Annotated in this window: 21 protein-coding genes and 2 pseudogenes; 5 read left to right on the forward strand and 18 right to left on the reverse strand. The window is 56.7% G+C overall.

What is annotated here, in order from left to right; genetic code table 11:
- Window positions 1-24 precede the first annotated feature (24 nt).
- Window positions 25-1,521 (reverse strand): carboxylesterase/lipase family protein, encoded by a 1,497-nt coding sequence (locus ACFOFO_RS02375; RefSeq protein WP_390322884.1) that lies wholly within the window; start codon window positions 1,519-1,521, stop codon window positions 25-27.
- 84 nt (window positions 1,522-1,605) lie between these two features.
- Window positions 1,606-2,685, reverse strand: coding sequence for a porin (locus ACFOFO_RS02380; protein WP_390322883.1), 1,080 nt, complete (start codon window positions 2,683-2,685; stop codon window positions 1,606-1,608).
- A 343-nt stretch (window positions 2,686-3,028) separates the two neighbouring features.
- On the opposite strand from ACFOFO_RS02380, the gene ACFOFO_RS02385 reads away from it, so the two are divergent.
- A complete protein-coding gene (locus ACFOFO_RS02385; RefSeq protein WP_390330740.1) occupies window positions 3,029-3,976 on the forward strand; it encodes a LysR substrate-binding domain-containing protein in 948 nt (315 codons plus the stop codon).
- Window positions 3,977-4,040: 64 nt separating this feature from the next.
- On the opposite strand, the gene ACFOFO_RS02390 is transcribed toward ACFOFO_RS02385, so the two are convergent.
- From ACFOFO_RS02390 to xsc, 10 genes and pseudogenes are all read right to left on the reverse strand, one after another.
- A complete protein-coding gene (locus tag ACFOFO_RS02390; RefSeq protein ID WP_390322881.1) occupies window positions 4,041-4,151 on the reverse strand; it encodes a toxin-antitoxin system HicB family antitoxin in 111 nt (36 codons plus the stop codon).
- A gap of 265 nt (window positions 4,152-4,416) precedes the next feature.
- A pseudogene (locus tag ACFOFO_RS02395) lies at window positions 4,417-4,716 on the reverse strand (DDE-type integrase/transposase/recombinase); the annotation flags it as partial.
- Between the two features lie 289 nt (window positions 4,717-5,005).
- Window positions 5,006-5,462 (reverse strand): annotated as a pseudogene (locus tag ACFOFO_RS02400) (methyl-accepting chemotaxis protein); the annotation flags it as partial.
- Between the two features lie 235 nt (window positions 5,463-5,697).
- The gene (locus tag ACFOFO_RS02405) at window positions 5,698-7,137 is read right to left on the reverse strand and encodes an amino acid permease (protein WP_390330741.1); all 1,440 of its coding nucleotides are present in this window, start codon (window positions 7,135-7,137) and stop codon (window positions 5,698-5,700) included.
- Window positions 7,138-7,472: 335 nt separating this feature from the next.
- Window positions 7,473-8,288 carry an ABC transporter permease subunit gene (locus ACFOFO_RS02410; protein ID WP_390327938.1) on the reverse strand — a complete coding sequence of 272 codons (816 nt, stop codon included), beginning with the start codon at window positions 8,286-8,288 and terminating at the stop codon, window positions 7,473-7,475.
- A 43-nt stretch (window positions 8,289-8,331) separates the two neighbouring features.
- Window positions 8,332-9,150, reverse strand: a complete 819-nt coding sequence (locus ACFOFO_RS02415; protein WP_390330742.1) for a taurine ABC transporter ATP-binding protein — start codon at window positions 9,148-9,150, stop codon at window positions 8,332-8,334.
- An 89-nt stretch (window positions 9,151-9,239) separates the two neighbouring features.
- The gene (tauA, locus tag ACFOFO_RS02420) at window positions 9,240-10,259 is read right to left on the reverse strand and encodes a taurine ABC transporter substrate-binding protein (protein ID WP_390327936.1); all 1,020 of its coding nucleotides are present in this window, start codon (window positions 10,257-10,259) and stop codon (window positions 9,240-9,242) included.
- Window positions 10,260-10,380: 121 nt separating this feature from the next.
- Complete coding sequence (locus tag ACFOFO_RS02425) at window positions 10,381-11,820, reverse strand: NAD(P)/FAD-dependent oxidoreductase (RefSeq protein ID WP_390330743.1); 1,440 nt, start codon at window positions 11,818-11,820, stop codon at window positions 10,381-10,383.
- Between the two features lie 37 nt (window positions 11,821-11,857).
- Entirely contained in the window at window positions 11,858-12,274 is a 417-nt protein-coding gene (locus tag ACFOFO_RS02430; protein WP_390322879.1) for a nuclear transport factor 2 family protein, read from the reverse strand.
- 356 nt (window positions 12,275-12,630) lie between these two features.
- A complete protein-coding gene (gene xsc, locus ACFOFO_RS02435) occupies window positions 12,631-14,451 on the reverse strand; it encodes a sulfoacetaldehyde acetyltransferase (RefSeq protein ID WP_390322878.1) in 1,821 nt (606 codons plus the stop codon).
- A gap of 94 nt (window positions 14,452-14,545) precedes the next feature.
- Here xsc and ACFOFO_RS02440 point away from each other — a divergent pair, with 94 nt between their 5' ends.
- Window positions 14,546-14,857, forward strand: a complete 312-nt coding sequence (locus ACFOFO_RS02440; protein WP_390322877.1) for a hypothetical protein — start codon at window positions 14,546-14,548, stop codon at window positions 14,855-14,857.
- A 512-nt stretch (window positions 14,858-15,369) separates the two neighbouring features.
- On the opposite strand, the gene gap is transcribed toward ACFOFO_RS02440, so the two are convergent.
- The 3 genes from gap to tkt form a co-directional block, all read right to left on the reverse strand.
- Window positions 15,370-16,380: a type I glyceraldehyde-3-phosphate dehydrogenase gene (gap, locus tag ACFOFO_RS02445; RefSeq protein ID WP_390322876.1), complete on the reverse strand. Its 1,011-nt coding sequence runs from the start codon at window positions 16,378-16,380 to the stop codon at window positions 15,370-15,372.
- 90 nt (window positions 16,381-16,470) lie between these two features.
- Window positions 16,471-17,037: a GNAT family N-acetyltransferase gene (locus tag ACFOFO_RS02450; protein ID WP_390330745.1), complete on the reverse strand. Its 567-nt coding sequence runs from the start codon at window positions 17,035-17,037 to the stop codon at window positions 16,471-16,473.
- Between the two features lie 7 nt (window positions 17,038-17,044).
- A complete protein-coding gene (gene tkt / locus ACFOFO_RS02455; protein ID WP_390322873.1) occupies window positions 17,045-19,039 on the reverse strand; it encodes a transketolase in 1,995 nt (664 codons plus the stop codon).
- A 211-nt stretch (window positions 19,040-19,250) separates the two neighbouring features.
- On the opposite strand from tkt, the gene ACFOFO_RS02460 reads away from it, so the two are divergent.
- The 3 genes from ACFOFO_RS02460 to ACFOFO_RS02470 all read left to right on the forward strand — a co-directional run bounded on the left by ACFOFO_RS02460 (window position 19,251) and on the right by ACFOFO_RS02470 (window position 20,907).
- The gene (locus ACFOFO_RS02460) at window positions 19,251-19,667 is read left to right on the forward strand and encodes a VOC family protein (RefSeq protein WP_390330748.1); all 417 of its coding nucleotides are present in this window, start codon (window positions 19,251-19,253) and stop codon (window positions 19,665-19,667) included.
- Window positions 19,668-19,670: 3 nt separating this feature from the next.
- Window positions 19,671-20,396 carry a 16S rRNA (uracil(1498)-N(3))-methyltransferase gene (locus ACFOFO_RS02465; RefSeq protein WP_390322872.1) on the forward strand — a complete coding sequence of 242 codons (726 nt, stop codon included), beginning with the start codon at window positions 19,671-19,673 and terminating at the stop codon, window positions 20,394-20,396.
- A gap of 88 nt (window positions 20,397-20,484) precedes the next feature.
- Entirely contained in the window at window positions 20,485-20,907 is a 423-nt protein-coding gene (locus ACFOFO_RS02470; protein ID WP_390322871.1) for a YidB family protein, read from the forward strand.
- A gap of 570 nt (window positions 20,908-21,477) precedes the next feature.
- Here ACFOFO_RS02470 and ACFOFO_RS02475 read toward each other — a convergent pair.
- Genes ACFOFO_RS02475 through ACFOFO_RS02485 form a run of 3 tightly spaced genes read right to left on the reverse strand, consistent with a single transcriptional unit; the run spans window position 21,478 to window position 25,250 of the window.
- Entirely contained in the window at window positions 21,478-23,181 is a 1,704-nt protein-coding gene (locus tag ACFOFO_RS02475) for an ABC transporter ATP-binding protein (protein ID WP_390322870.1), read from the reverse strand.
- Between the two features lie 9 nt (window positions 23,182-23,190).
- Complete coding sequence (locus ACFOFO_RS02480) at window positions 23,191-24,300, reverse strand: ABC transporter permease (RefSeq protein WP_390330750.1); 1,110 nt, start codon at window positions 24,298-24,300, stop codon at window positions 23,191-23,193.
- Between the two features lie 11 nt (window positions 24,301-24,311).
- Window positions 24,312-25,250, reverse strand: coding sequence for an ABC transporter permease (locus ACFOFO_RS02485; protein WP_390330752.1), 939 nt, complete (start codon window positions 25,248-25,250; stop codon window positions 24,312-24,314).
- Window positions 25,251-25,259 lie beyond the last annotated feature (9 nt).

Here is a 25,259-nt window from a genome sequence, read left to right on the forward strand (position 1 = left end):
TGGGAATTGTGCAGAAAACCGTTTTCAGGTCGTTAAAGATGGATGCCAGGTTTTACCGGCAAGATCGCCAACGGCACCCGATATCACGTCGAAGCGCATGGTGCCGCGCCGCGTCGGCTCGAAAAGCGGCCATGGCGGTACGCCCGCGTGATTTGGGTCGCCGTTACGTATGAAGGAAATCCAGCTTGCCCGCATCATTGCTGATAGCGCATCGACTTGCTGCATGTTTGCACCAGCCATCATTGGCGCGTCGGCAAATGCAGTGCGCGTACCAAAAACAAAAGGTAGTTCAAGACAATGCGTGGCGGCCAGTTCCTGGTTTGGCGAGGCCCAGTCGAACTGATAGAGGTGTACGCGTCGCCCTGCTTGCGCGGCATGCACCGCCCAGTCCAGTGTGGGTTGCAAAAATAATTGTTCGCCCGCAAAGTCCATGAGTAATTGGGCGGCCGAAGCGCCGGGGCGCTGGGCGCTCAGGCGCGCTACTTCATGTGCCGGAATGGGCGGATGCGTCAAGGCTTGAATCGCCGGATGTTGATAGAAAAAGACATTGGCTTCCTCTCGGGTTGTGCCAATGAGGACATCCAGTTTGGTGGCGGCTTTCTTCAAGGCCGCTGTCATTTGCTGCGATTCAGGAAGGATGGCGCCGTCAGCGATGGGGATGAAAGGCAGTGCGACGGGGTCGCCTGGACCCGCTTGCTGAATGACATGACGGAAGGCTGCCGCCTGGGCATCGAGAATGGCCTTGGTAGATACCTGGCAAGCGTGTTCGCGAGCCTGGGAATCTGTCGGATTAATTCCTAGCGCCTTGAGAAACACTTCGCCTATGCATTCCGCCTTGTCCGGGTCGTAAAGCGTCAGTCCCAAAGGCGCGCTCTGCAGGATTGCCCGATGCGCCAGCGACGGGCGGAAATCCGGTCGCGTTAATAGCAATGCGATCGAATGCGATCCGGCGGACTGTCCCATGACAGTGACTTGATCGGGATCGCCGCCGAAGCTGGCGATGTGCTGCTGTACCCACTCCAAGGCCGCCTGTTGATCAAGCAGTCCGAGGTTGCCGGGTGAAATGCCAGGCGCATAAAGATAACCCAAGGCGCCAATGCGATAGTTGACGTTGACGACGACAATATCGCCCTCGCTAGCCAAACGGCTGCCATCGTACCAAGACAACGCACCGGCGCCGCTGATATAGCCACCGCCATGGAACCAGACAACAACCGGCCTGCGTTGGTCGTCAACACCAGGAGTCCGGACCGTCAGCGTCAGACAGTCTTCATCCTGGGGCAGGTCAAAGTCTCCCATAGCCAGACTCAAACGCGAAGACACCTGAGGCGCAATTGGACCGCGCTCTTGTGCATCACGCACACCGCCCCATGGAGTTGGCGGGAGAGGCGGCGAAAAACGCAGTTTACCTATCGGCGGTGTGGCGTAAGGAATGGCATGAAAAGAGAGCAGACCGGCATGATTTTGTCCGCGCAATTTTCCTGAATCAGTGTCAAGTAGTACTTCTGCTTTGTTATTCATACGTTTGTAGTTGAGTGTGCAATTGCAAGTGGCCGCCTGGCACTGGAAATACAGGCGCCTCAGATCTGGCGGTTTTAGTTAATGCTAAAAGGTATGGCGCAACCCGACTGCCAGGCCATTGCCTCGATTGAGATTGGTCACTTTGTCGTTCAGGTAGACGGCATAGATGTCTGTGTGCTTGGATAAGTTGTAGTCGTATCCAACAGATAGCGTGTCACGCCGGAGATCATCTGTAGCGGTTTGCTGCTTTTTAGTGTGCGCCCAGGACACCATTACCTTGCCCGCACCAACGGGGGCCGAGACACCGAACTGGGAGGTCACGAGCTTGATTTCCGAGGATCCGGCATTTTGCAGCTTGGTTTGAGCCAGCTGCCCAAACAGCTTGAGCAGCGTGAAATCGTACGAGATGGCAGCCTGTACCGTACTGTCATCGGTCGCGGCAAAGCTTGGCCGGGCTGCCGTAATAAGCGGGGCAACAGGTGCGCCGAATGGCAATGACATTTGGCTTAGCTTTTCAAATGCAATGGATGCCGCCAGAGGGCCGGCATCATAGCCAAGGCTGGCGCCGAGGCGCTTGCCGTTAGCGCTGCCTTCACTCAGCGCATAAACCGCCATGCCCGTAAAGCCAGACCATCTCGGCGAGATATAGCCGATGCTGTTGGCCCACGATGCATCGCTGGCGCCGCTGCCTGTCATCATGGGCTGGAGCGCGCTGGGCAGATAAGTGTGCATCACGAATGGCGTGACAGAAGCGCCGCCAAACGGGCCGAATTTGATGGTTGTGAGCCAGTTTGGTGTCGGCAGGCGGCCTAAACGAAGCGTACCCAAACGGTCGTCCGACACGCCCACCCATGATTGACGTTGAAAGAATGTATCGGTATTTCCTCGGCCACTTTCGCCTGTATCGGCGCGAAAAAATCCCTCGAAGGCAAAGGACGCCTTGAGACCGTCGCCCAAGTCTTCGCCTCCTCGTACACCAATGAAAGAGGTCGTCATGTTGCCATTCGCTATGGCGGCAACCCGAGTCTGGCCACTGAGCTGTTGTGAATAGATGCTTAAGTCAACTAGTCCATAGACCTGTGTACTCGATAGGGCATTCGCTTGGCTGGACGCCAAGATATTCGCAAGGCAAACTGCTATGAATGTTACGCGGCTGTGTGGCATGGGTTTCTCATTTGTGAATAGTTCGGTTCGCCTGCTGATCTTCTTGTTCTGATCAACAATGTAGTGGTCATACGGTCCAGCGAGCAATCGTCAATTTCAGAACGCAATGTTTTATTTTTGGGATGCTGGCAGGCACTGAAAAGTGCTCGAAGAATCCGGACTGGAATTTACAGATAGACCCTGCTGTAAAATCGGAAAAGGTGATGAATGAAGGCGGAAGTTTTGTGTGGCTCAACCGAAAGCGTGTCAATGCCGCAAGAAGGGGCCGAACTATGGTGTTGAATTCTAGAAAATGTTGGCATTTGGAAGCAGGTCGAATTGTGGTTATTTCACATGTCGATTCATGATGCGTAATGTAAATACTTTGCCATTTGGCCCCGAACGAATGCGTAAGCTGACCGACGCGGCGAATGATTTGATGCTGCTTGCCGAGGTAATCGACGCAGGAGGATTCAGCGCTGCAAGCGTTCGTACCGGTGTGTCGAAATCGAGGTTGAGCCGCCGCATTTCTGAGCTTGAAGCGCTATTGGGCGTCGCCCTGCTCTTGCGTAATTCGCGTCATTTTGAAGTCACTGAGATTGGGCAACAGCTTTATCAGCACGGGCGATATATTCGTTCTGAAATGAACGCTGCGGTAGCGGCTGTGCACGACAATCAAGCCGAACCCCATGGTAGCCTCCGTATAGCGAGTCCAATAGCGCTCACCTCAATGATCGTAGGTCGTGTGGCGGCCGAATTTGCCCGTGCAAATCCGCGCGTACGTGTATCTCTGAGTACGACTAAAGGTACCGCCGAGTCATTGACAGAACTCTTTGATTTGGTTTTGTTGCCATCTGCGCAGAGTCTGCCCAACTCGGACATGATTGCGCAGCGGCTCGCACTTTCCCCGTATGTATTGGTTGCGGCGCCAGCGGTAGTGAATGCGGCCGACAATCCGGTCAATCCCGCGGCATTGCAGGGCATGGATGCCATAGGCTGGGGCTCGTTGGACGAAACGTCACGTTGGCATTTTATCGGGCCGAACGATCAGCATGCGGATGTCGAGGTCCGTATTCGCTTTTCAAGTGACAACCTCACGGTAATCCGCGAGGCAGCGTTGGCTGGCCTGGGGATCGCTCGTCTGCCGCTCGCGCTATGTCGCGAGGACATTGAACGGAGCACATTATGTGTCATTGCGCCCGGATGGGCACCACCGCCAATGTCTATCTATGCGTTGTACGCTTCACGTCGCCATATTAGTGCTGCAGGAAAGCTTTTCCTTAGCACACTGGCAGAGGCAATTAACATTTGAAGAAATTCCATGAGATGTAGTTCGGGCTTAATCTGACAGGTCATGTTGTTGAGCGATCGCGACTTCAATGGATCGCAACAATAGTCCGCGTAGCGTGCGCTGCCAGTTTCGCACTAGCCAACTGGTTAAGACTAACACCTTGACCTGCTGCCTGCAGCGCGAGAGTGCGGTGCACGACGGATGCCGAACAGTACCGTAGGTCGGGTTAGGTGTAGCGGGGTTTCAAGCGACATGGTGTAGCAGGGGTTTCGTGGGGCATCGCCCCACGCCTGCGTAACAGTATCGCCTTGCAAGGCGATACTCCCTTCGCTTGCCCGCGGAACGGCACAGGCATGCAAGCCTGTGCGCGCCCTGCATGGGCTGCGTAACCCGACGATACCGCTGTGGTTCTGTCGCAAATATTTTGATGGAGCGAGCAAAAACTCTGGTTTAGAACTCGCTTATGCAGCCAAAGCATAAAACTGCTGAGCAGGCGTAAGATCACCGCCGTCTTGCAATTGGCTCTTGCGAATCATGTGCATGATTTCGATGCCAGCCAAGGTATTTTTGGCCGACCGAGAAGATTTAAAACCGAGCATCGGCCTTATGATGCGCTTGACTGCTCGATGATCTTGCTCAACGATATTATTCAGATACTTGATCTGGCGGAGTTCAATTTCCGGATTGCCTTCAGTGTTGTAACCCTCGATCGCTGCTGTATTGGCCCCGCTCTTGTCGATGGTGATTTTCTCTGGAACACCTTGATAGGGGTAATCGTACTTTTGGTGCAGATTGATATGGTTAGATAAGAAATCAATCGGCGAATCAACCACTTACAGTTTGCACAGAATTTTAGGCTGCGGTGATGTGTAACTCGTTGTTGCACAAAGGTTTTTTGTCACGCTCCGTATCAATCTGCACCAAAAGTACGATAACCCCAGTCGGTGCCGCCATGGAAACTGGTTTTGCAAACGGCTGCCAGGCTGCCGCGCGAACTGAACTTTCCACGCAATTCGATCAGCGCAGAAGCGATCATCCGGTGGGCGCCGGCTGGCAGATGACGCGATTGACCTCGCTGATGCGTGTGCTCTGCTTGCGACTGGCCTGCGTGATGGTACTCATGATTGTGGTAACGCGCTCGATCGAACTGATAATTTCGCTCATGGTGCGGCCTGCGGTATCCACCCACTGATTGCCCGCATCCCCTTTCTGCACCGAGTCCTCGATCAATGATTGGATTTCCTTGGCAGCGGCAGCACCGCGCCGAGCCAGATTTCGCACCTCGCTGGCCACCACCGCAAAACCGCGCCCCTGCTCAGCGGCCGCGCCGCTTCGACCGCTGGATTCAGGGCGAGGATATTGGTTTGAAATGCGACATCGTCCATGGCGGCAATGATGTCGGCTATCTTGCGCGAACTTCCTTGATCGCAGTCATCGTCCCGATCACCTGCGACACCACCGCATCGCCTTTGCCGGCGACCGTGGTTGCGGCGATCGCCGGCAAATTATTGTAGTTTCCCGGATCACCCAACGCCGCCGCACATACCCTATTTGCTCGATGATGCCTTGGGCATGAGCCGCCGTACCTGCCATCGCTGACGGGACTGACCGGGATGACAGCAACATTCTGAGGCCTAGCGCCCCAGATCAGAACCCGCCAAGCCCGGCTGCGGCCGCTGCCGTAGCGCCACCCGCTAACAGGTTGCGACGCTGCGGATGGCCTGGGTTCTGCGATAATTTTTTCAATATTGCTGCGTCGTCGTCAAATATTGTTCATCGCTGGAAAAAGGGCGTTCCTTATTTCGACCAAACGATTGCTTGACGAAATACAGCACTACCAGCAAGACCAGGCTGGCCAGACCGAACCAGAGCGATAGCCGCTGCTCCGGCTCGGCTGAAAAACCCATTGCAGCCAGGATGACCAGCATGGCGATAATCGCGAAATAAGTAAGGTAGGGAAACAGCCACATCCGTACCTTGATGCGCTCAGGGTGTTCACGCTCCAGACGGGCGCGAATGCGCAGTTGCGAGATCGCAATCAAGAGGTAGACAAACAAAATGAACGTGCCGTATGAATTGACGATGAATGGAAACACCACGTCAGCAGACACGTATGACACCGCGATCGCTGCGTACGCAAACAGCGTGCTAAACAGAATGGCACGTACCGGCACGCCATTTTTGCTCAACTTCACCAGGGCGGTCGGCGCATCGCCACGACGGGTCAATGCAAATATCATGCGGGATGATGCATACAGACTGGAGTTCAGTGCAGACAAAACCGCGGTCACAATGATCGCGTTCATGATATGTGCAGCATACGGAATCCCCATCCCTTCCAAAGCACTCACGAATGGCGTCGCAATGTCGGATGAGTTCCAAGGCACAATACACACCACAAAAAACAGGGAACCCACATAAAACAACAGCACGCGTGAAATGACCGAGCTGGTAGCGCGGGCGACGGCCTTTGCCGGATCGGCGGTTTCTGCTGCGGCGATGGTCACGATTTCGGCACCGGAATAAAATGCGGTAGCGGCCACGGCGCCACTGAGAACGGGCCCCCAACCGTTCGGCATGAAGCCGCCATGCGTCAGGAAGTGTCCCAGGCTTGCGGGAGTATGGTGCAACATGCCGGTTAAAAACAAGGCGCCCAACGCCAGGAAAATGACAATCGCGACGACTTTAATGGAGGCGAACCAGAATTCAAATTCGCCGAATGATTTCACGGAAAACATATTCAGCAAGGTCATGGCGACCAGCAGAACCAGACTGATGATCCATGGTGCGACATCCGGCAGCCAGAAATTGATCAGTTTCGCGCCGGCGATCGCTTCCAGCGCAACCACCACTACCCAAAAGTACCAGTACATCCAGCCGCTCATGAAACCAAGAAACTGGGAAACCTTAGGCCGATCTTCGAAAGCCAGTCGTGCATATTCGTAAAAGGAACCGACGGCGGGCAACGATGTTGCCATCTCGCCCAGCATGCGCATGATCAAGACGATCAGGCCACCGGTCAAAAGAAACGACAGGATCACTGCGGGCCCTGCGGATTTTGCAACCACGCCGCTACCGACAAACAACCCGGCTCCAATCACCCCACCCAGCGCAATCATCGTCATGTGACGTTGCTTTAGCGTGTGCTGCAAACCACAGGAATTATCTAGTTCATTAATCATTTTCAGTCTCGTCTCGTTTGATTACGGGTCGTGATTTTTGCTTTTACCCACTGATTTTCTATGCTGTATTTGTTACCAGCGACTATGCATGAACATGCATGCGGAACAGGCGCACCTGTGCCGGCCCCACCAGATCACACTTGATAGGAGCGACAGACGCACTCTCACCCTGCGCTCTTCGTACTGGACGAAGGTGCAGGTCATACCACTTCCAACGGAGGATATTCAGGTAGACATCAGAAACTCGAAGAAGCCGGACAAAGCCTGCTCCTTCGAGTAGATCGGAAGGGGGATCCGTGACAGCGGAGCTATCCGGATCACCCTTCCATGCAGTGCTAGACTTTGCCTTTCCATGGCACCAGGACTCGTTCCAGATAGCGCATCAGGAGATCGAAAATGAAGGCGAAAAAGCCGATCACAATAATCCCCATGATGACGACATCACTGGCCAGGAATTCTGACGCACTCAGCACCATGTAGCCCAGACCGCGGGTAGCGGCGACCATTTCACTAGCGACCAGGGTAGTCCAGCCGACACCGATTCCGATCCGCATCCCGGTGAAAATCTCCGGCACGGCGGCTTTCAGGATCACTTGTGTAATTACTTGTATCCGTGTCGCGCCCATCGAGTAAGCAGCATGAATCTGCTCGATCGACACTGAACGAACACCAGAGCGCGCGGCGATCGCCAGCGGGGCAAAAATCGCCAGAAAAATCAGATATACCTTGGAGAATTCGCCAATCCCGAACCAGATGATCACCAGCGGCAAATAAGCCAATGGCGGTAACGGACGATAGAACTCAATCGGTGGGTCGAACAGGCCGCGCGCAACCCGACTAACGCCCATCAGGATACCAATCGGGATGGCAAAAATACACGCCAGAGCAAATGCGCCGAACACGCGCGACAGGCTGGTGGTGGTATGTTCCAGCAGGGTCGAGCCACCGAATCCCACTGTGGACACCAGAATGAACTTGTCGAATACCGCTTTGGGCGACGGCAAAAATAGCGGTTTCACCAGGCCGGTTGCGGTGACCACGAACCACAGCAAAAACAGGGTAATGACGGTCGCTGTTGCAATGGTCTTTGCACTCCCCTGTCCGGGCGCACCAAAGGCTTCGCCGGGTTTTGCCGCCTTCTGAGCGAACATATTGGCCAACAGGCCCTTCTGCTTTGCCTTGCTGACTTTTTGATTAGACATGGCCGCCCCCTATCGCGTGGGATGAACCGCCACGCTCATCACCGTAGATGATGTTCAACACCGTTTCCCGCATTTCGATGAAATCCGGGCTGGATTTGATGGCGCGCGCATTGCGGTGCTCAAGGTAGCGTTTGTTGAAATCAAGCTCGTAGGTATGGGTAATGCGGCCAGGGCGCGGCGACATCACGATCAAGCGATTTGCCAGGAACAATGCTTCGTCTACGCTGTGCGTAATGAAGAAAAACATGGTCTGCGTTTTCTTCCAGATATCGAGCAGCAATTCCTGGATCGTTTCGCGCGTGAGCGCATCCAGCGCTGCCATCGGCTCATCCATCAACAACATCGCCGGTCCGCAGGTCAAGGCGCGCGCGATACCAACCCGCTGCTGCATACCACCAGAGAGTTGATAAATCATGTTGTCATGAAAGTCCTGCAAGCCGACCAGTGCCAGGTTTTTGGCGGCGATTTCACGCCGTTTTTGTTTCGCCACGCCTTGTAATTTCAGGCCGAATTCGGCATTTTCCATCACGTTCAACCAGGGCAGCAGTGCATGCTTTTGAAAAACTACGCCGCGATCGGACCCCGGCCCCTCCACCTTGTGGTCACCGAGCAGCATTTCGCCTTTCGATGGAGAAATGAAACCCGCCATCAAGCTCAGCAGCGTCGTCTTGCCGCAACCGGATGCGCCCAAGGCCACGACGAAGTCACCGCTATTTATCGTCAGGTTGATATTATCCAATGCATGGATTCGCTCCCCTGCGGTCTTTCCCGGATAAATGACACTGACGTTTTTTACATACATATTTTCCATGATCTTTCCTCGTATTCTTATCAGCAACTGCGGATAGTGCCGACCTCCGACTGGAGGCAACACAATCCGCAGCGTGGCGCTTACTTACGTCACTTCAATTTCATTGCTGCTTCCGCATACTTGGAAGTCACGTATTTCCCATAATCTGGCGCTACGGCGTCGATTTTCCCCTCGCCCTTCAAGAATTCCGCCGTCGCTTTCAATGCTTTTGCAACGCCGCCGTTAGTACCACCGCCGAGCCAGGCTGCAGATACTTGCTCCTGAATACTTGGGTAGCCGTACAAGGCAACCGAGGCGGCGACGTCCTTGGCTTCAGCACCGGTCAGTTTGACATTCGCCTTCACTTGTTTTGAATCGACGGTCCAGCTCGCCGGATTGGCCTTGTAATCGGCATCCGCAGCCGCCGCGATCTTCACAAACTTGACCATGAAATCCGAGTTTGCCTCGGCCCATTTACGGTCTGCCGCTATGCCGTCGAATGTCGCTTTGCCTTTTTTGCTGAGTTCTCCCGAGGTGACCATCACCTTGCCGCTCTGCTTCAACTTGCTCAGAGCAGGATCCCATACATAGGCCGCATCGATATCGCCACGCTCCCAGGCCGCCGAGATCTGGTTAGGCTGCAAATTCAACAACTTCACTTCGCTCGGTTTGATACCCGACAGGTCGAGAAAGAACATGGTGTGAAAGTGCGTGGTGGATGCAAAAGGAACGCCAATCTTCTTGCCTTTCAAATCCGCCGGCTTGTTGATCCCGGCGCCATTGCGAACAATCAATGCCTCGGCTTCGTTGATATCGTCCAGCACCCAGAACAATTGCACGTCGACACCGCGACTCACCGCTGCAGAGAGCGGACTGGAACCAATGACGGCGACTTGCACATCGCCTGATGCCAGACCGGTAGCCACTTTTGCGCCAGAATCGAATTTGCGCCAGTTGATCTTGTAGCCGGTCGCCTTCTCGATGTCGCCGCTATCAATAGCCGCAATGAAAGGGCCATTAATGGCTTGATAGGCGATAGTGACCTCTTTCTGTTGCGCCCATGTGCCGCTTGCGGCGGTCATGATACCCAGCGCCAAAGTTGAGCCCACTACCCGTTTGATTGTGTTCATATAGTTGTTCATTGCGTCTCCATCTAGTTGTTATACAAATAAATTATTTGTCAGCTTATGCCACTAGTTTTTATTGTTGAGCTTCAGTCCGACTACGATTGGCCGGAGAGCTTTATTGCAATTACAACACCTCGTCTTTCAGGTGATACCAGCGATACAGGACACTCTGTCCCAAACGACGAAACGGAGCGAAAGCTTGTGATTCGACCATTTCGAGTACGTTAGGAAAAGGCAGCCTGGAACCGAAAATTGGCAATTCGGGGACCCCCTTGTCTCCAGCGATGCGCTGCGCCATGCGGCGTCCAGCCTGGGCCGAGTACATCACGCCATTGCCGCCATAGCCAAGTGCATAAAAGATCGTTTGCATTGGATCAGGTTGCACAATACGCGGCATCATGTCGTGACTGACGTCAACCCAGCCCCACCAGGAATAATCAATTGCGATTCCTGCCAGTGCTGGAAACTTGCGATGCAAGTCGCCAATCAAGAAATTTTCATATTTTTTTTGTGGCGCATCATTGCCGGTGATGGCGCTGCGACTGCCGATCTGCACCCGTCCGTCGGGCATCAGGCGATAGTAATGCCGCAGCACGCGGGTATCCGTGATCACCTGGGTAGTACGGAAATTGCAGGCAGCCCGCTCGGCTGCGGTGAGTGGCCGGGTAACGATGGAATTCGACAGGATCGGCAACAGACGATTCTTGAGCTCGGGATGCAAGCCTTGCGATGTATAGCCGCCAGTGGCAACCGCCACCGCGCGAGCACGCACTATGCCGCCGGGAGTCTTGAGATAGTGCACCCCATTGCGGGTTTCCCAGCCTAGTACCGGGCTTGACGGATGCACCTTGGCACCCAACGCACGGGCTTTCCTGAGGTAGCCGAACGCCAGCTTGCCGGCATGGATGCCGATACCTTCCGGCTCATGCATTGCGCCCATCGCTTCTTTGTCGTCGACGTATTCACGCTTGACGGTATCGGCATCGAGAATGCGCGCATCGTAGTGGAACACTTCGCGCAGCAGCTTGGCTTCTTTTTCCAGTGCCGGCATGACTTTTGCGCGATGCGCAATATACAAGTGACCGCCGGGCTGCGGATCGCAATCGATGTCCTTGATCAGCCCCTTGAAAGTATCCATGGCGTCGCACATTTCCGCGTGCAGCTTGAGCGCGGTGTCCAGGCCATAGCGCTCAATCCATTGCGAACGCTTGAGACGTCCGGAATTGCATTGGGCCTGTCCGCCATTGCGGGTACTGCAGCCCCAACTGACCCGGTTGGCCTCCAGCACGGTAGCCTTGATCCCATGTTCCTGCGCCAGGAAAATCGCACAGGTCAGGCCGGTGAAACCCGAGCCGATGATGGCAACATCCACGTCAATATCATGCGTGATAGGGCCATCGTCCGAGGGCGGTTCGCCGGCGGTGCCGATCCAGTACGTCGGCGCATAATCCCGTCCTTCCCCGGGACTGTCGGAAGCTAGCGGATCGTATGCCGGGTCATACGGTTTCGATGGGCCAGTGCTGTGGCCGGAATCCGGCATCCGCTTGTCGGCAGTTATATCCATGATCGGTTCTCGATTCAGTCGCGATGGTTATATGGACTCAGCTGCCGACCTTGGCGACTGGAGGACGATCCTTGCGGAACGCGTTTTTCACACTAATCTTGCCGTCGCGGAAAGTAAACACGTCCACCATGCGCGCTTCGATCCGGGTGCCGTCGGCCTTGGTGCCACTGAAGGTACATTCCGATACGCCGCGATCGCCGCAGACAAAATGATTGGCGTCGAGCCAGGCAGCATCAGGAAAAGTCTGCCAGGCAAGCTGGAAGCCTGCGCGCACCGCCTCGCGTCCCTCGAAACTCTTGCCAAACAATTCAGTACCGGCGGCAGCGTGGAATACGCAATCGTCCGCCATGAAGCCCATCAGCGCGTCAATATCGTGACGGTTCCAGGCTGCGCCGAAAGCCTGCAGGAATTCCTCGTTCACTTCATTCTTGGTTTGGGGTAGTTGGTTACTCATGTATTTGTCTCGCAATTCAATATTTACAAAAATGGTACTTTATATTCTGAAATTTAATATTTATATGAATTTAACACTGAAAACACGTCATGTCACAAAAATATCTCATAAAACTGTCTATTTCATGTTTTTTTCCGAGATATTTTAGTTATTGCTATCCATGCAACAAAACTCGCAACAATGCACATATAAAAATTTGACGCTACAGGCCTGCCCGGAAGACCGCATACCCAATCAATCGCGGAACTGCAACTCCCGAGCGCGACACACGGCAAGTCGAGAGCCTGCCCGGATGAGAAACAATCAACCATCGCAAGCTCTCTTTGGTGTCGTCGGCTTACCGTTGTATGCCAATGTCAGACATAGTCCTTGTATTTTTCCAGCAGGCGGACCGGCTTGGAAAGGGCATCGCGGCGGAACGGATCGCCCAGCTCGCGGGTGCACATGATCTCGATGATGGTGGTCTTGCCCTCGTTCATCTGCAGGTCGATCGCTTTCTTGAGCGCCGGTCCGACGTCTTCCAGCTTGTCCACCACGATGCCTTCGGCCCCCATCGCTTTCGCAATCCCGGCAAAGCTCTGGTTCTCCAGTTCGCCGGCCACGAAGCGGCGGTTATAGAAGTCCACCTGGTTCTTCTTCTCCGCACCCCACTGCCGGTTATGGAACACCACCGCCGTCACCGGAATGTTGTGGCGCACGCAGGTCATGGTTTCCATCAGGCTCATGCCCCAGGCGCCATCACCGGCATACGACACCGCCGGACGGTGCGGTGCCGCCACCTTGGCGCCGATAATGGTCGGGAACGCATAACCGCAATTGCCAAAGCTCATCGCCGCAAAGAAGCTGCGCGGCTTCTCGAAGCGCAGGTAACTGTTGGCCACCGAATTGATGTTGCCGATATCGGTCGACACCATCACATCGTCCGGCATCGCCTTTTCCAGTTCGCGCAACACCTGGCGCGGATGCAGGTAGGTGCCGCCAAATGGCGTTTTTTCCTGCTTCTGCTCTTCGATCATGTCCAGGCTGAACGGATCCTTCTCGTGGGTCCAGCCATCGAGCTCCTTCTCCCAGGCATCCTTCTCGGCCTGGATCGTCGCTGCCCGCGCGGCACGGGTGGCATCGCACGCCAGCGTCTTGCCGGCCAGGCGCTGGGTCAGCGCCGTCGCGGCCGCCTTGGCGTCGCCGCAGATACCGACCGAGATCTTCTTGACCAGGCCCAGCATCTTGTGATCGGCATCGATCTGGATGATCTTGGCATTCTTCGGCCAGTAATCCATGCCGTGTTGCGGCAAGGTACCGAACGGTCCCAGGCGCGAACCGAGCGCGATCACCACGTCGGCCTGCGCCATCAGCTTCATGGCCGCCTTGGAACCCTGGTAACCGAGCGGGCCGGTCCACAGCGGGTGGCTGGCCGGGAACGAATCATTGTGCAAATAGCTGTTGACGACCGGTGCGCCCAGGCGTTCGGCCAAGGCCTTGCATTCTTCGATCGCATCGCCCATCACCACGCCGCCGCCGGAAATGATGACCGGGAACTTGGCGTCCGCCAGCAGCGCGGCGGCATCGTCGAGGCTCTTCTCGCCGCCCGCGCCACGGTCCAGACGGCTCGGCTGCGGGATCTCGGCCTTGATTTCACCGTAGAAATAGTCGCGCGGGATATTGAGCTGGGTCGGGCCCATTTCCGACATCGCGCGGTCAAAGCAGCGGCCGGTGAACTCGGCCATGCGGGCCGGGTTGGTCACATGCCCCTGGTATTTGGTGAACTCCTCGAACATCGGCAACTGGTTCGCTTCCTGGAAACCGCCCAGGCCCATGCCCATGGTGCCGGTCTCCGGGGTGATGATGACTACCGGGCTGTGGGCCCAGTACGCGGCGGCAATGGCGGTGACGCAATTGCTGATGCCGGGGCCGTTCTGGCCGATCACCACGCCATGGCGCCCGGACACGCGCGCGTAGCCGTCCGCCATGTGGCCGCCGCCCTGTTCGTGCACCACCGGAATCAGGCGAATGCCGGCCGGCGCAAAAATATCCATCGCATCCATGAAGGCCGAGCCCATGATGCCGAACATGTCGGTCACGCCGTTGGCCACCAGGGTTTCCACCATCGCTTCGGACGGGGTCATCTTCTGCAGGCCAACGGTTACTGTGCGATTCGCCCCTTGTACGTGATCGGTCATAATATTTTGTCTCCTGATGTGATAGAGTTATTGAAAATGGTACGGTGAGTTCCAATATTTAAGATAGATTACAATTTACGACCTGATAAATCAAATGTCAACTGAATTCTCAAAATATCGGTACAATTTGAAGTTGAAAATGAAATATCAGCGTATTTTGACGCGATTTTCCCCAGAGAAAGGGAAGAGGCGGGATGCTTTGCATGCCACTGGAGCCCTACTGCGGCCCGCTTTTTCAAGTCGCCTGGCAAGACTCGGCGGCAATGCACCTATTGGCGTGCGACGAAGCCAGCTGTATGAAGTGGTGGTCGCTTTGATGGTATCCAATACCGCAACAGCGGGCGGACGTGAGTCTGCACAAACCTTGTCCTGGCGCAAGGTGGCGTCTACTAGCCCTTCTCCGTGACACCGAAGGATGCAATCGCGATGGCCGCGACCGTCCTGACTGGCCGCAAACTTCATACACGCGGGTAATACCGTTCAGTTAACAACATTTGCTGTTCAGAAGCTTCCTTCGATACGGAACTGCGTTCCTACTCAGGACGAACGGATGTTTGTGAAATTTAAAGGAAACCGTTCGTCCTGAGTAGGGGCAATGCCCCGTATCGAAGGAAGCGCATAAGCATAAAAATTGCTTTAACTGAACGGCGTTATATCCCGGCACATAGTTCCATCGCTGGAACGCGACTGCAGCGATTATTTGCAGAGTATATGCAAACTTCTCGCAATATCATTGCGGAAATCAATATCTCTACAGGCAGTATATAAAATCAAGTCGCAAAAAAAATGCCCCTGCGGCACGCTGTTCGCAACAGCGTGCCGCAGGGGCATTTTGATTTTCAGGCCGAGTAACGGCGCTGGAGCGCTTCAAATACGGCTAGACAGCACCAGCGCCGCACTGCGACATTGCGCGATGGATTACTTCGCGGCCATCAATGCAACGGTCGTGTCGAGCATGCGGTTCGAGAAACCCCACTCGTTGTCGTACCACGAGGATACTTTCACCAAGCGGCCAGAGACCTTGGTCAGGGTCGAATCGAAGTTCGACGAGGCCGGATTGTGGTTGAAGTCGATCGATACCAGCGGCTCGGTCTGGTAAGTCAGGATGCCCTTCAAGGCGCCTTCGGACGCGTCCTTCATGATCGCGTTGACTTCATCGGCGGTCGTGTCGCGTGCAGCGATGAAGGACAGGTCGACGATCGACACGTTGATCACCGGTACGCGGATCGCGTAGCCGTCGAGCTTGCCGTTCAGTTCCGGCAGCACCAGACCGACTGCGGCAGCGGCGCCGGTCTTGGTCGGGATCATCGACTGAGTGGCAGAGCGGGCGCGGCGCAGGTCTTCGTGCATCACGTCGGTCAGCACCTGATCGTTGGTATAGGCGTGGACGGTGGTCATCAGGCCGTTGACGAGACCGATCTTGTCGTTCAGCGGCTTGGCCAGCGGTGCCAGGCAGTTGGTGGTGCACGATGCATTCGAGATCACGGTGTCGGTCGCTTTCAGCACGTGCTGGTTGACGCCGAATACCACTGTCGCATCGACATCCTTGCCGCCCGGTGCGGAAATGATGACCTTTTTGGCGCCGCCGGCGATGTGGGCCGATGCCTTTTCCTTGGTGGTGAAGAAGCCGGTGCATTCCAGCACGACGTCGACGTTCAACTCGCCCCATGGCAGGTCGGCAGGATTGCGCTGGGCCAACACCTTGATCTTGTCGCCATTGACGATCATATAGTCGCCATCGACCGTGACGGTGCCGGGGAACTTGCCGTGCGCGGTGTCGTAGCGGGTCAGGTGAGCATTCGATTGTGCATCGCCGAGGTCGTTGATGGCGACGATCTGGATGTCATTCTTTTTGCCGCCTTCGTAGTGGGCGCGAAGGATGTTGCGGCCGATGCGGCCGTAGCCATTGATTGCGACACGAATAGTCATGCTCTTATCTCCAAGAAATTAAGATAAACAAGTTCAAAAATAAACACAAAATCTTTGCGGAACACGGATCCAATTACACCTGACGGCAAACTAATGCAAACCCGGCGGCGCTGCCGGCAGTGTTGCCAGTGCGGTCAGATCGCGCCAGCCATAGCCCACTTCCATCAAGTCCATGCCGTCCCAGCTAAATGGCTGCTCGACCAGCTGCGCGGCCCCGAGCTGCTGGTAGAACTGGCGCGCCGGCTGGTTGCCGGCAATGACCCACGCCAGCAAACCGGTCGCGCCTTGGGCCTGGCAAACCCGCGCGATTTTCTGCAGCATGCGGCGCCCGATGCCCGAGCGTTGCAAGGCCGGCCGCAGATAGATCGCGGTCAGCTCGGCATTCATGCCCAGCTTTTCTTCCTTCAGCATCATGCCGGATGCAAAGCCGATGACCTCGCCTTCGGATTCGGCCACAAACACGCAGATCGCGTCGCTCCCGGCGCCGAGTATCCTGGCCCAGTGCGCGCTACTGTCTTCCAGCTTCATGCCATCCAGATAGGCATCCGGAATCATGCCGCGATAAGTCGAGCGCCAGCTTTCAATGCGCACCGCCGCGATCGCCGCCGCATCGGCCACGGTGGCGCGCCGCAGACTGATTTGCTTGACCGCTGTCATGACCGCCTCAGCCGAGCGTCTTTTTGACCGCATCGACCACATGCTCGACGGTGATGCCGAAATGCTTGAATAGCACGCCGGCCGGCGCCGATTCGCCGAAGGTGTCGATACCGATCACCGCGCCGTCCAGACCGACGTACTTGTACCAGAAGTCGGTGACGCCGGCTTCGACCGCGACGCGCGGCAGGCCCTTGGTCAGCACGCTGGCCTTGTAGGCCGCATCCTGACGATCGAACACGTCGGTCGACGGCATCGACACTACCCGCACCGGCACGCCCTGCTTGGCCAACTCGTCGGCGGCCTTGACGGCCAGTTCGACTTCAGAACCGGTCGCGATCAGGATCGCCTTCGCATCTGGCGCGTCCTTCAGCACGTAACCGCCACGATGGATATGCGTAATCTGTTCGGCCGTCCGCTCCTGGTATTGCAGGTTCTGGCGCGAGAAAATCAGGGTCGACGGACCGTGGCGGCGGGTCACCGCGTGCGACCATGCCACTGCCGATTCCACCGTGTCGCACGGGCGCCAGTTGTCCAGATTCGGGATCAGGCGCAGGCTCGATACATGCTCGACCGACTGGTGGGTCGGGCCGTCTTCGCCGAGACCGATCGAGTCATGGGTGAACACGAAAATCGAACGCAGCTTCATCAGCGCCGCCATCCGCAATGCATTGCGGCTGTAGTCGGAGAAGGTCAGGAAGGTCGCGCCAAACGGGATATAACCGCCATGCAGCGCGATCCCGTTCAGCATCGCGCTCATGCCGAATTCACGCACGCCGTAGTTGATATGGTTACCCGGCTGGTCGACGCGCACGGCGACGCATTCCTTCCAGTTGGTCAGGTTGGAACCGGTCAGGTCGGCCGAGCCGCCGAGGAATTCCGGCAGCACCGGCGCCAGCGCCTGGATCGCGTTCTGGCTGGCCTTGCGCGTCGCGATGGTTTCTTTTTTATCAACGCACGATGCGATATACGCTTGCACGGTGGCGTTGAAATTGGCCGGCAGCTCGCCGCTCATGCGGCGCAGCAGTTCACCGGCCTGTTGCGGATAACGCTCGCCGTAGGCCCGGAACAAGGCATCCCACTCGCCTTCCTGCTGCAGGCCCTGCGCCTTGGCATCCCAGGCGGCATAGACGTCAGCCGGGATCTCGAACGGCGCATACGGCCAGTCCATGGCGGCGCGGGTGGCGGCAACTTCGATGTCGCCCAGCGCGGCGCCGTGGACCTTGTCGCCGCCCTGCAGGTTGGGCGCGCCCTTGCCGATGACGCTCTTGCAGCAGATCAGGGTCGGCTTGTCGGATTTTTTCGCAGCGGCGATGGCGGCATCGACCGCGTCGACATCATGACCATCGACCGCGCGGATCACGTTCCAGCCGTATGCCTCGAAACGCATTGGCGTATCGTCCTTGAACCAGCCCTCGACGCGACCGTCGATCGAGATGCCGTTATCGTCATACATGACAATCAGTTTCGACAGACGCAGGGTGCCGGCCAGCGAACAGGCTTCATGCGAAATGCCTTCCATCAGGCAGCCGTCGCCGACGAAGGCGTAGGTGTGATGGTCGACCACGTCGAAACCGCTCTGGTTGAATTCTGCCGCCAACAGCCATTCCGCCAGCGCCATGCCGACCGCATTGGTCAAACCCTGGCCGAGCGGGCCGGTGGTGGTTTCGACGCCCGGCGTGACGTGCACTTCAGGATGGCCGGCGGTTTTCGAATGCAGCTGGCGGAACTGCTTGATGTCTTCGATCGACAGCGCGTAACCCGACAGGTGCAGCAATGCATAGTGCAGCATCGATCCATGACCGTTCGACAGGATGAAGCGGTCGCGATTGATCCAGTGCGGATTGGCCGGGTTGTGGCGATAGTGACGTGACCAAAGGGCGACGGCGATGTCAGCCATCCCCATCGGCATGCCGGGGTGCCCGGAGTTGGCCTTTTGTACTGCGTCCATCGCCAATGCACGGATTGCATTGGCCATCTTGGTGGTCGGGAGCGTGGAAGTCATGGTGGTCATGGATGGCGAAGCTGATTAACAGCTATTAGCAGATTGAGCAGAATGGAAACTGGGCGCAGCGCAGCAAAAACACCCATACGCACAAAGGTGCGGATGCAGCATGAATGCCGCCGCAAAGCCGGGTATTTTACCAGAGAGCTGCAATCGGATCCCGAATCGGAATTAGAATTGACGTCTTCCCCTTTTTTACCGGAATGCCATCATGTCAACATTTCGTCCGCCCCAGACACCGGCATTGACGCCCTACCTGACGGTCCAGGACGCCGGAAAATCGATCGCTTTCTATGAAGCGGCCTTCGGTTTCAACCTGATCTACAAGCACGAACAAGACCAGCAGATCGTCCATGTTCAAATGGGGCTGGATGGCGAACAGGTCATCATGTTTGCGTCTGAAAACGTGTTCGGCATGAGCGCGAAGGCGCCCAAAACGCTCGGCATTGAACCGCCGCTGTCGTTCTATCTGTATGTACCCGATGTTGACGCCAGCTATAACAAGGCACTGGCAGCCGGCAGCAACTCGATCATGGCACCGGACGATATGTTCTGGGGCGAACGGTACTGCATGGTGGACGACATCAACGGTTTTCGCTGGGGCTTCGGCTCGCTGCAGAAGAAATAACCGATGCCACGTTTCTATTGCCCAATCGCGCTGTTCATCGGTGCCCAGATCGCACTGCCGGATGCGGTGGCCCATCATGTGCAAGTGCTGCGCCTGAACCTCGGCGATCCGGTCACCCTGTTCAATGGCGAAGGCGGCGAATATACTGCGACCCTCGCCAGCATCGAGAAGAAGCGCGTCAGCGCCGAAGTCAAGGCATTTACGCCGCGCGAAGTCGAATTGCCGTATGCGATCACCCTGGCGCAGGCGCTGCCGGAGGCGTCCAAGATGGACTGGATTATCGAAAAAGCGATTGAGCTGGGCGCTGCCGGTATCCAGCCGCTCAGTGCGCAGCGTTGCGTGGTGCGGCTATCGGCCGAACGGGCCACGAAACGGCACGAACACTGGCAAGGAATTATCGTCGCCGCTTCCGAGCAAAGCGGTCGCAACCGGGTCGCGCACCTGGCGGAGCTGGCCGATTTCAATGGCTGGATCCGCCAGCAGGACCTGCATCGCCGCATCCTGCTGACGCCGCGCGCCGACCTCTCGCTCACCGACTGGGCCCGCCATCATCCGCCGCAGGCGATCTCGCTGATAATCGGCCCGGAAGGCGGCTTCACCGAAGCCGAAGAAAACGCCGCCTGTGCACAAGGTGCGTTGGCCTTGTCGATGGGGCCGCGCATACTGCGCACCGAAACCGCCGGCCTGACGGCGTTGGCCGTGGTCGGCGCCAGCTGGGACGGCCTGTAAAAGCTCCCGGCGCGGTGGGGTATTGCAGTCTTTTTGCAAACTGTTGTAACGTAAATATTCCGATACCTTTTTAACCTGGAGAAATGCAATGGGACTGTTAGATATGGCACTCGGTATGTTGGGCGGTGGTCAAGAGGGGCAGCAAAATGACCCGAAATCGATGCTGCTGCAAGCGGCCCTCGCGATGCTGGCTAATAGCAGCCAGGGCGGCGGCCTGCAAGGCGTGCTGGGCGCGTTTCGGAACGCCGGCTTGGGTAATGCGGTCAATTCGTGGGTCGGCACAGGCGAGAACCAGCCGATTTCGGCCGATCAGGTCCAGCAGGCGCTGGGCGACGGTCAATTGCAACAACTGGCCGACGCAGCGGGACTGTCGCACGACAGCGCGGCCGGTCATCTGGCAGACATGCTGCCGAACCTGATCAATCAGCTGACCCCGAACGGGCAGCTACCGGAAGGCGGCCTTGGCGATATTTCCGGCATGCTCGGCAAGTTGATGGGCGGCAAATCGTAATTTTAAAACGCGGCCCTGGTGGTCCGATCACGCACCTGGAAATCTGAATCAGGTTTCGCAGGTGTACCTGTTTCCGAGCATAGGGTCAACAGATACTCCACTAGACATGATGCCATCTCCGCAGTATTTTCGATGAGAATTGCCACATACTCTAAATGTGTTGAGAATTGGGCGCGTAGCTTGCCCGCTGACTGGCGCTGGACCAGACTCTGAAGAAATCGCGCCTTGCTAGGCTCTTTCTCAGCTCCCCTCATGCGAAGCACCGCATGAAGATCCGCATGAACATTGGTGCTTCCGGATTGAGTTCGCTCCCCTCTCCCTTGTAGGCGGAGTGTTAGCACGTAGGATGGGTGCAACCCATCATTGCGGACGTGGGTGATGGGTTACACCCATCCTACGGCGCGCCCCCTTGCAGGGGGAATGAGCGAGCAGCCTTAGCCAGCAACAATCTTCATGCAATCGCCCCGCTGACCTAGGCCCCCGACCTAAACGGTCGGCGCGACCGCAGCCACCAAAAAAAAACGGCGGCACACCGTCAGGCTCGCCACCGTCCATTTCAGTCACGCACCCTCAGCCATGCAGACCGCGCGGGATCGCGCTCAGCAGTGCGCGGGTGTATGGCTGCGTCGGATTGCGATACAGCTCATCCGAATTAGCCATTTCAATCACCTTCCCCTGATGCATCACCATCACCTGGTCGGCGATGTATTTGACCACGGACAGATCGTGCGAGATGAAGATATAGCTCATGCCGAATTCATCCTGCAGGTCCTGCAACAGGTTCAGCACCTGTGCCTGCACCGACACGTCGAGCGCCGATACCGACTCGTCGCACACCAGGATCTCCGGCTTCATGGTCAGGCAGCGCGCGATCGCGATACGCTGGCGCTGACCGCCTGAGAACTCGTGTGGATAGCGATGGAATGCGGTCTCCGGCAAACCGACCCGTTTCAGCAACTGGTAAGCCATCTCCGAACGTTCCTGATCGTCGGCGCCGATGCTGTGGATCCGCATGGGCTCGAGCAGAATTTGACCAACGGTAAAGCGCGGATTGAGCGACGCATAGGGATTCTGGAAAATGATTTGAATCCGGCGCTTGTAGTGCATGTACTCCTTCTCGGGCATCGAGATCAGGTCCTTGCCTTCGAACAGCGCCTGGCCGCCGGTCGCCTGGTGCAGGCGCAGCAGTGTCAGGCCGACCGTGGTCTTGCCCGAACCGGACTCGCCGACCACACCGATGGTCTTGCCACGTGGCAGTACAAAAGACACATCCTTGACCGCCTGGAATTCCTTGCGCCCGAACAGGCCTTCGCGCGTGTAAAAACTCTTGCTCAGGTTTTTGACTTCCAGCAGATTCGCTTCATTCGGCAGGTAGCCGCGGCTGCGCTCCTTCAGCACGATCTCCGGCTCGCCATGGCCGTTCATGTAGTCGGCAATCACCGGCAAGCGCCATGGCCGGCTATCGAGTGATGGACGGCAACGCAACAGCGCCTTGGTATACGCATCCTGCGGCTGTTGGAAAATCTGGTGGACTTCGCCCTTTTCGCGGATCTCACCATGCCGCATCACGATCACGTGATCGGCGATCTCGCCGACCAGGCCCAGATCGTGCGTGATGAACAACACCGACATTTCGTGCTTTTTTTGCAGCGCTGCGATCAGGTCCATGATCTGCTTCTGGATCGTGACGTCGAGCGCAGTGGTCGGCTCGTCGGCGATCAGCAATTTCGGTTCGCACGCGATCGCCATCGCGATCATCACACGTTGCTGCTGCCCGCCCGACATTTGGCTCGGGTAGGCGTCGATCTTGGTTTTCGGGTCCGGGATGCCGACCTCTTCCAGCAGTTCAATCGAACGGGCGCGGGCTTGTTTTGCGTTCATGCCCATGTGTTGGCGCAGCACTTCGCCGATCTGGAAGCCGACCGTAAATACCGGGTTCAGCGACGACATCGGCTCCTGGAAAATCATCGAGATTTCCTTGCCGCACAGATCACGGCGCTGGGTAACCGACAACTCGAGCAGGTTGCGGCCCTCGAATTCGATCCGGCTTTTTGGATCAATGATGGTGGTGTCCATCGGCAGCAGGCCCATCACCGCCAGCGAGCTGACCGATTTGCCGCTGCCCGATTCGCCGACCAGTGCGACCGTCGAATTGTGCGGTATATCGAATGAAATGGTTTTGACCGCCTCGAACGTCGAATGCTTTTTATCCAGGCGAAACTGAACCCGCAGATCGCGTACTTGCAACAATGGTTTTTGGTTCTCTTGATTCATGACGGTTCCTTATTTCAGCTTCGGATCGAGTGCGTCGCGCAGCGCATCGGTGAACAGCGAGAACGCTGTCACCAGCACCGCCATCCCGATACTGGCCGCAACCAACTGCCACCACTTGCCAAGAATCAATTCATTTTGTGCTTCGTTCAGCATGCTGCCCCACGACACCACGCCGACCGGCACACCGAAACCGAGGAAGCTCAAAATCACCTCGGACTTGATGAAACCCACTACCAGGATCGACATCTGCACCAGCGCGACGTGGCTGATGTTCGGGAAAATATGCGAGAACATCTTGCGCCAGTGCGAGGCACCAATCGCATCGGCCGCCATCACGTATTCGCGCGACTTGTGCTTGATGTATTCCGCGCGGATCAGGCGGTAGGCGCCAGTCCAGCCGGTCAGGCCGAGAATCAGCACGATGGTCAACACGCCTTTCTTCTGCAATACCGCGGCCACCGACAGGATCAGCAGCAAATAAGGCACCGAGGTGAAGATGCTGTAGAACCAGTTGAAAAAGTCATCGACCCATTTGCCGTAGTACCCGGACAAGGCGCCAAACAATGTGCCGAGTACGGTCGCCAGCAAGGCCGCAACCAGACCCACCACGATCGAGGTTTCGGCGCCCTTGATGGTTTTCTTGACGATGTCATGCCCCCACTTGTCGGCGCCGAAAGGCAGGGTCGCCTGGCGCACAGCCACCGTCTTGACCCCGGCTTTCGCCAGGTCATGGCGAATTTCGGCCATTTCCTTGGCCAGCGGATCCGGGATGCCATAGTCATTGACGACCACCGGCGCCGAACTGCCGCTCTGTGCGCGCAGTTCGCGGATTACATCAGCCAGTGGATCGAGCGGATTTTCCGGCAATGCTTCTTCTTTGGCGAGCGGCGCATTCGGGTGCGCGGCGGCGCTGTCGGCACCCACGAAGCCAGGCGGCGCGTAATTGACGCCGACTTCGTCCGACCAGTCGGCGGCGACCACGCCAGTGAATGAAGCCAGGATCGTCAGCAGGAACACGACCACCACGGTCATGGAAATCATGGCCACTTTATCGGCACGCAGACGCCGCCATGCCAGCGCCCACAGTCCGGGCGAAACTTGAGTTTGACTATTCGACATTTCCAGAATTCCTACTTCAACTGAACGCGTGGATCGACCGCCTGGTACATCAGGTCAGTCAACAAATTGAACACCATGGTGGCTGCGGCGACGTACACCGTGATCGCCTTGATCACAGGAAAATCGCTGCGTTCGACCGCCAGAATTACTTCGCGTCCGATCCCCGGAATCGAGAAAAAGCGCTCGACCAGGAAGGCGCCGATCAGCAATGCCGGCAGATTCGACATCACATAGGTAATGATGGGAATCGACGCGTTGCGCAATACGTGGACCCACATGATGCGGCCTTCCTTCATGCCCTTGGCACGCGCCGTGCGGACGTAGTCCTGGTTGATTTCGTCCAGGATGAAGGTACGGAACAGACGCAAGGTGGGAGCGATACCGACCGCCAGCAGAATGATGATCGGCAGGATCGAGTAGTGGAGCAGGTTCTCGCTAAGGCTGTCACCCCAGCCCTGGACCGGGAACAGGCCGAGCTTGTACGCGAAAAAGTACTGGAACACGATGATGTAGACCAAAATACTGACCGACATGCCGACGGTGCAGGCGACCATCACCATGCGGTCGGTCAACGAGCCACGCACGTAGGCCACGCCCAGCGCCAGCGCGATCGCGATGAAAGTTTCCAGTATGGTCAGCGGAATCAGCACCGTCAGCGATGGTCCCAGTCGACTGCCGATGATGCTTGACACTTTTTCGCCGGTACTCCAGCTGCTGCCGAAATCGAAGGTCACGATCTGCTTGATGAAAATCCACAACTGCACGTAGTACGGCTGGTCGATGCCTAGCTGGGTACGGATATTGGCGATCTGTTCCGGATTCGACATCTTGCCGGCCAGGATGTAGGCCGGATCGCCACCAACCCAGTTGAACAGAATGAAGACCAGCAGGATGACGCCGAGCATGGTCGGCACCATTTGCCACAAGCGGCGTAATATATAAGCGAACATGGATTTCCT

Origin of the sequence: Pseudundibacterium arcticum, assembly GCF_042646465.1 — a bacterium.
GTDB lineage: Bacteria > Pseudomonadota > Gammaproteobacteria > Burkholderiales > Burkholderiaceae_D > Undibacterium_A > Undibacterium_A arcticum.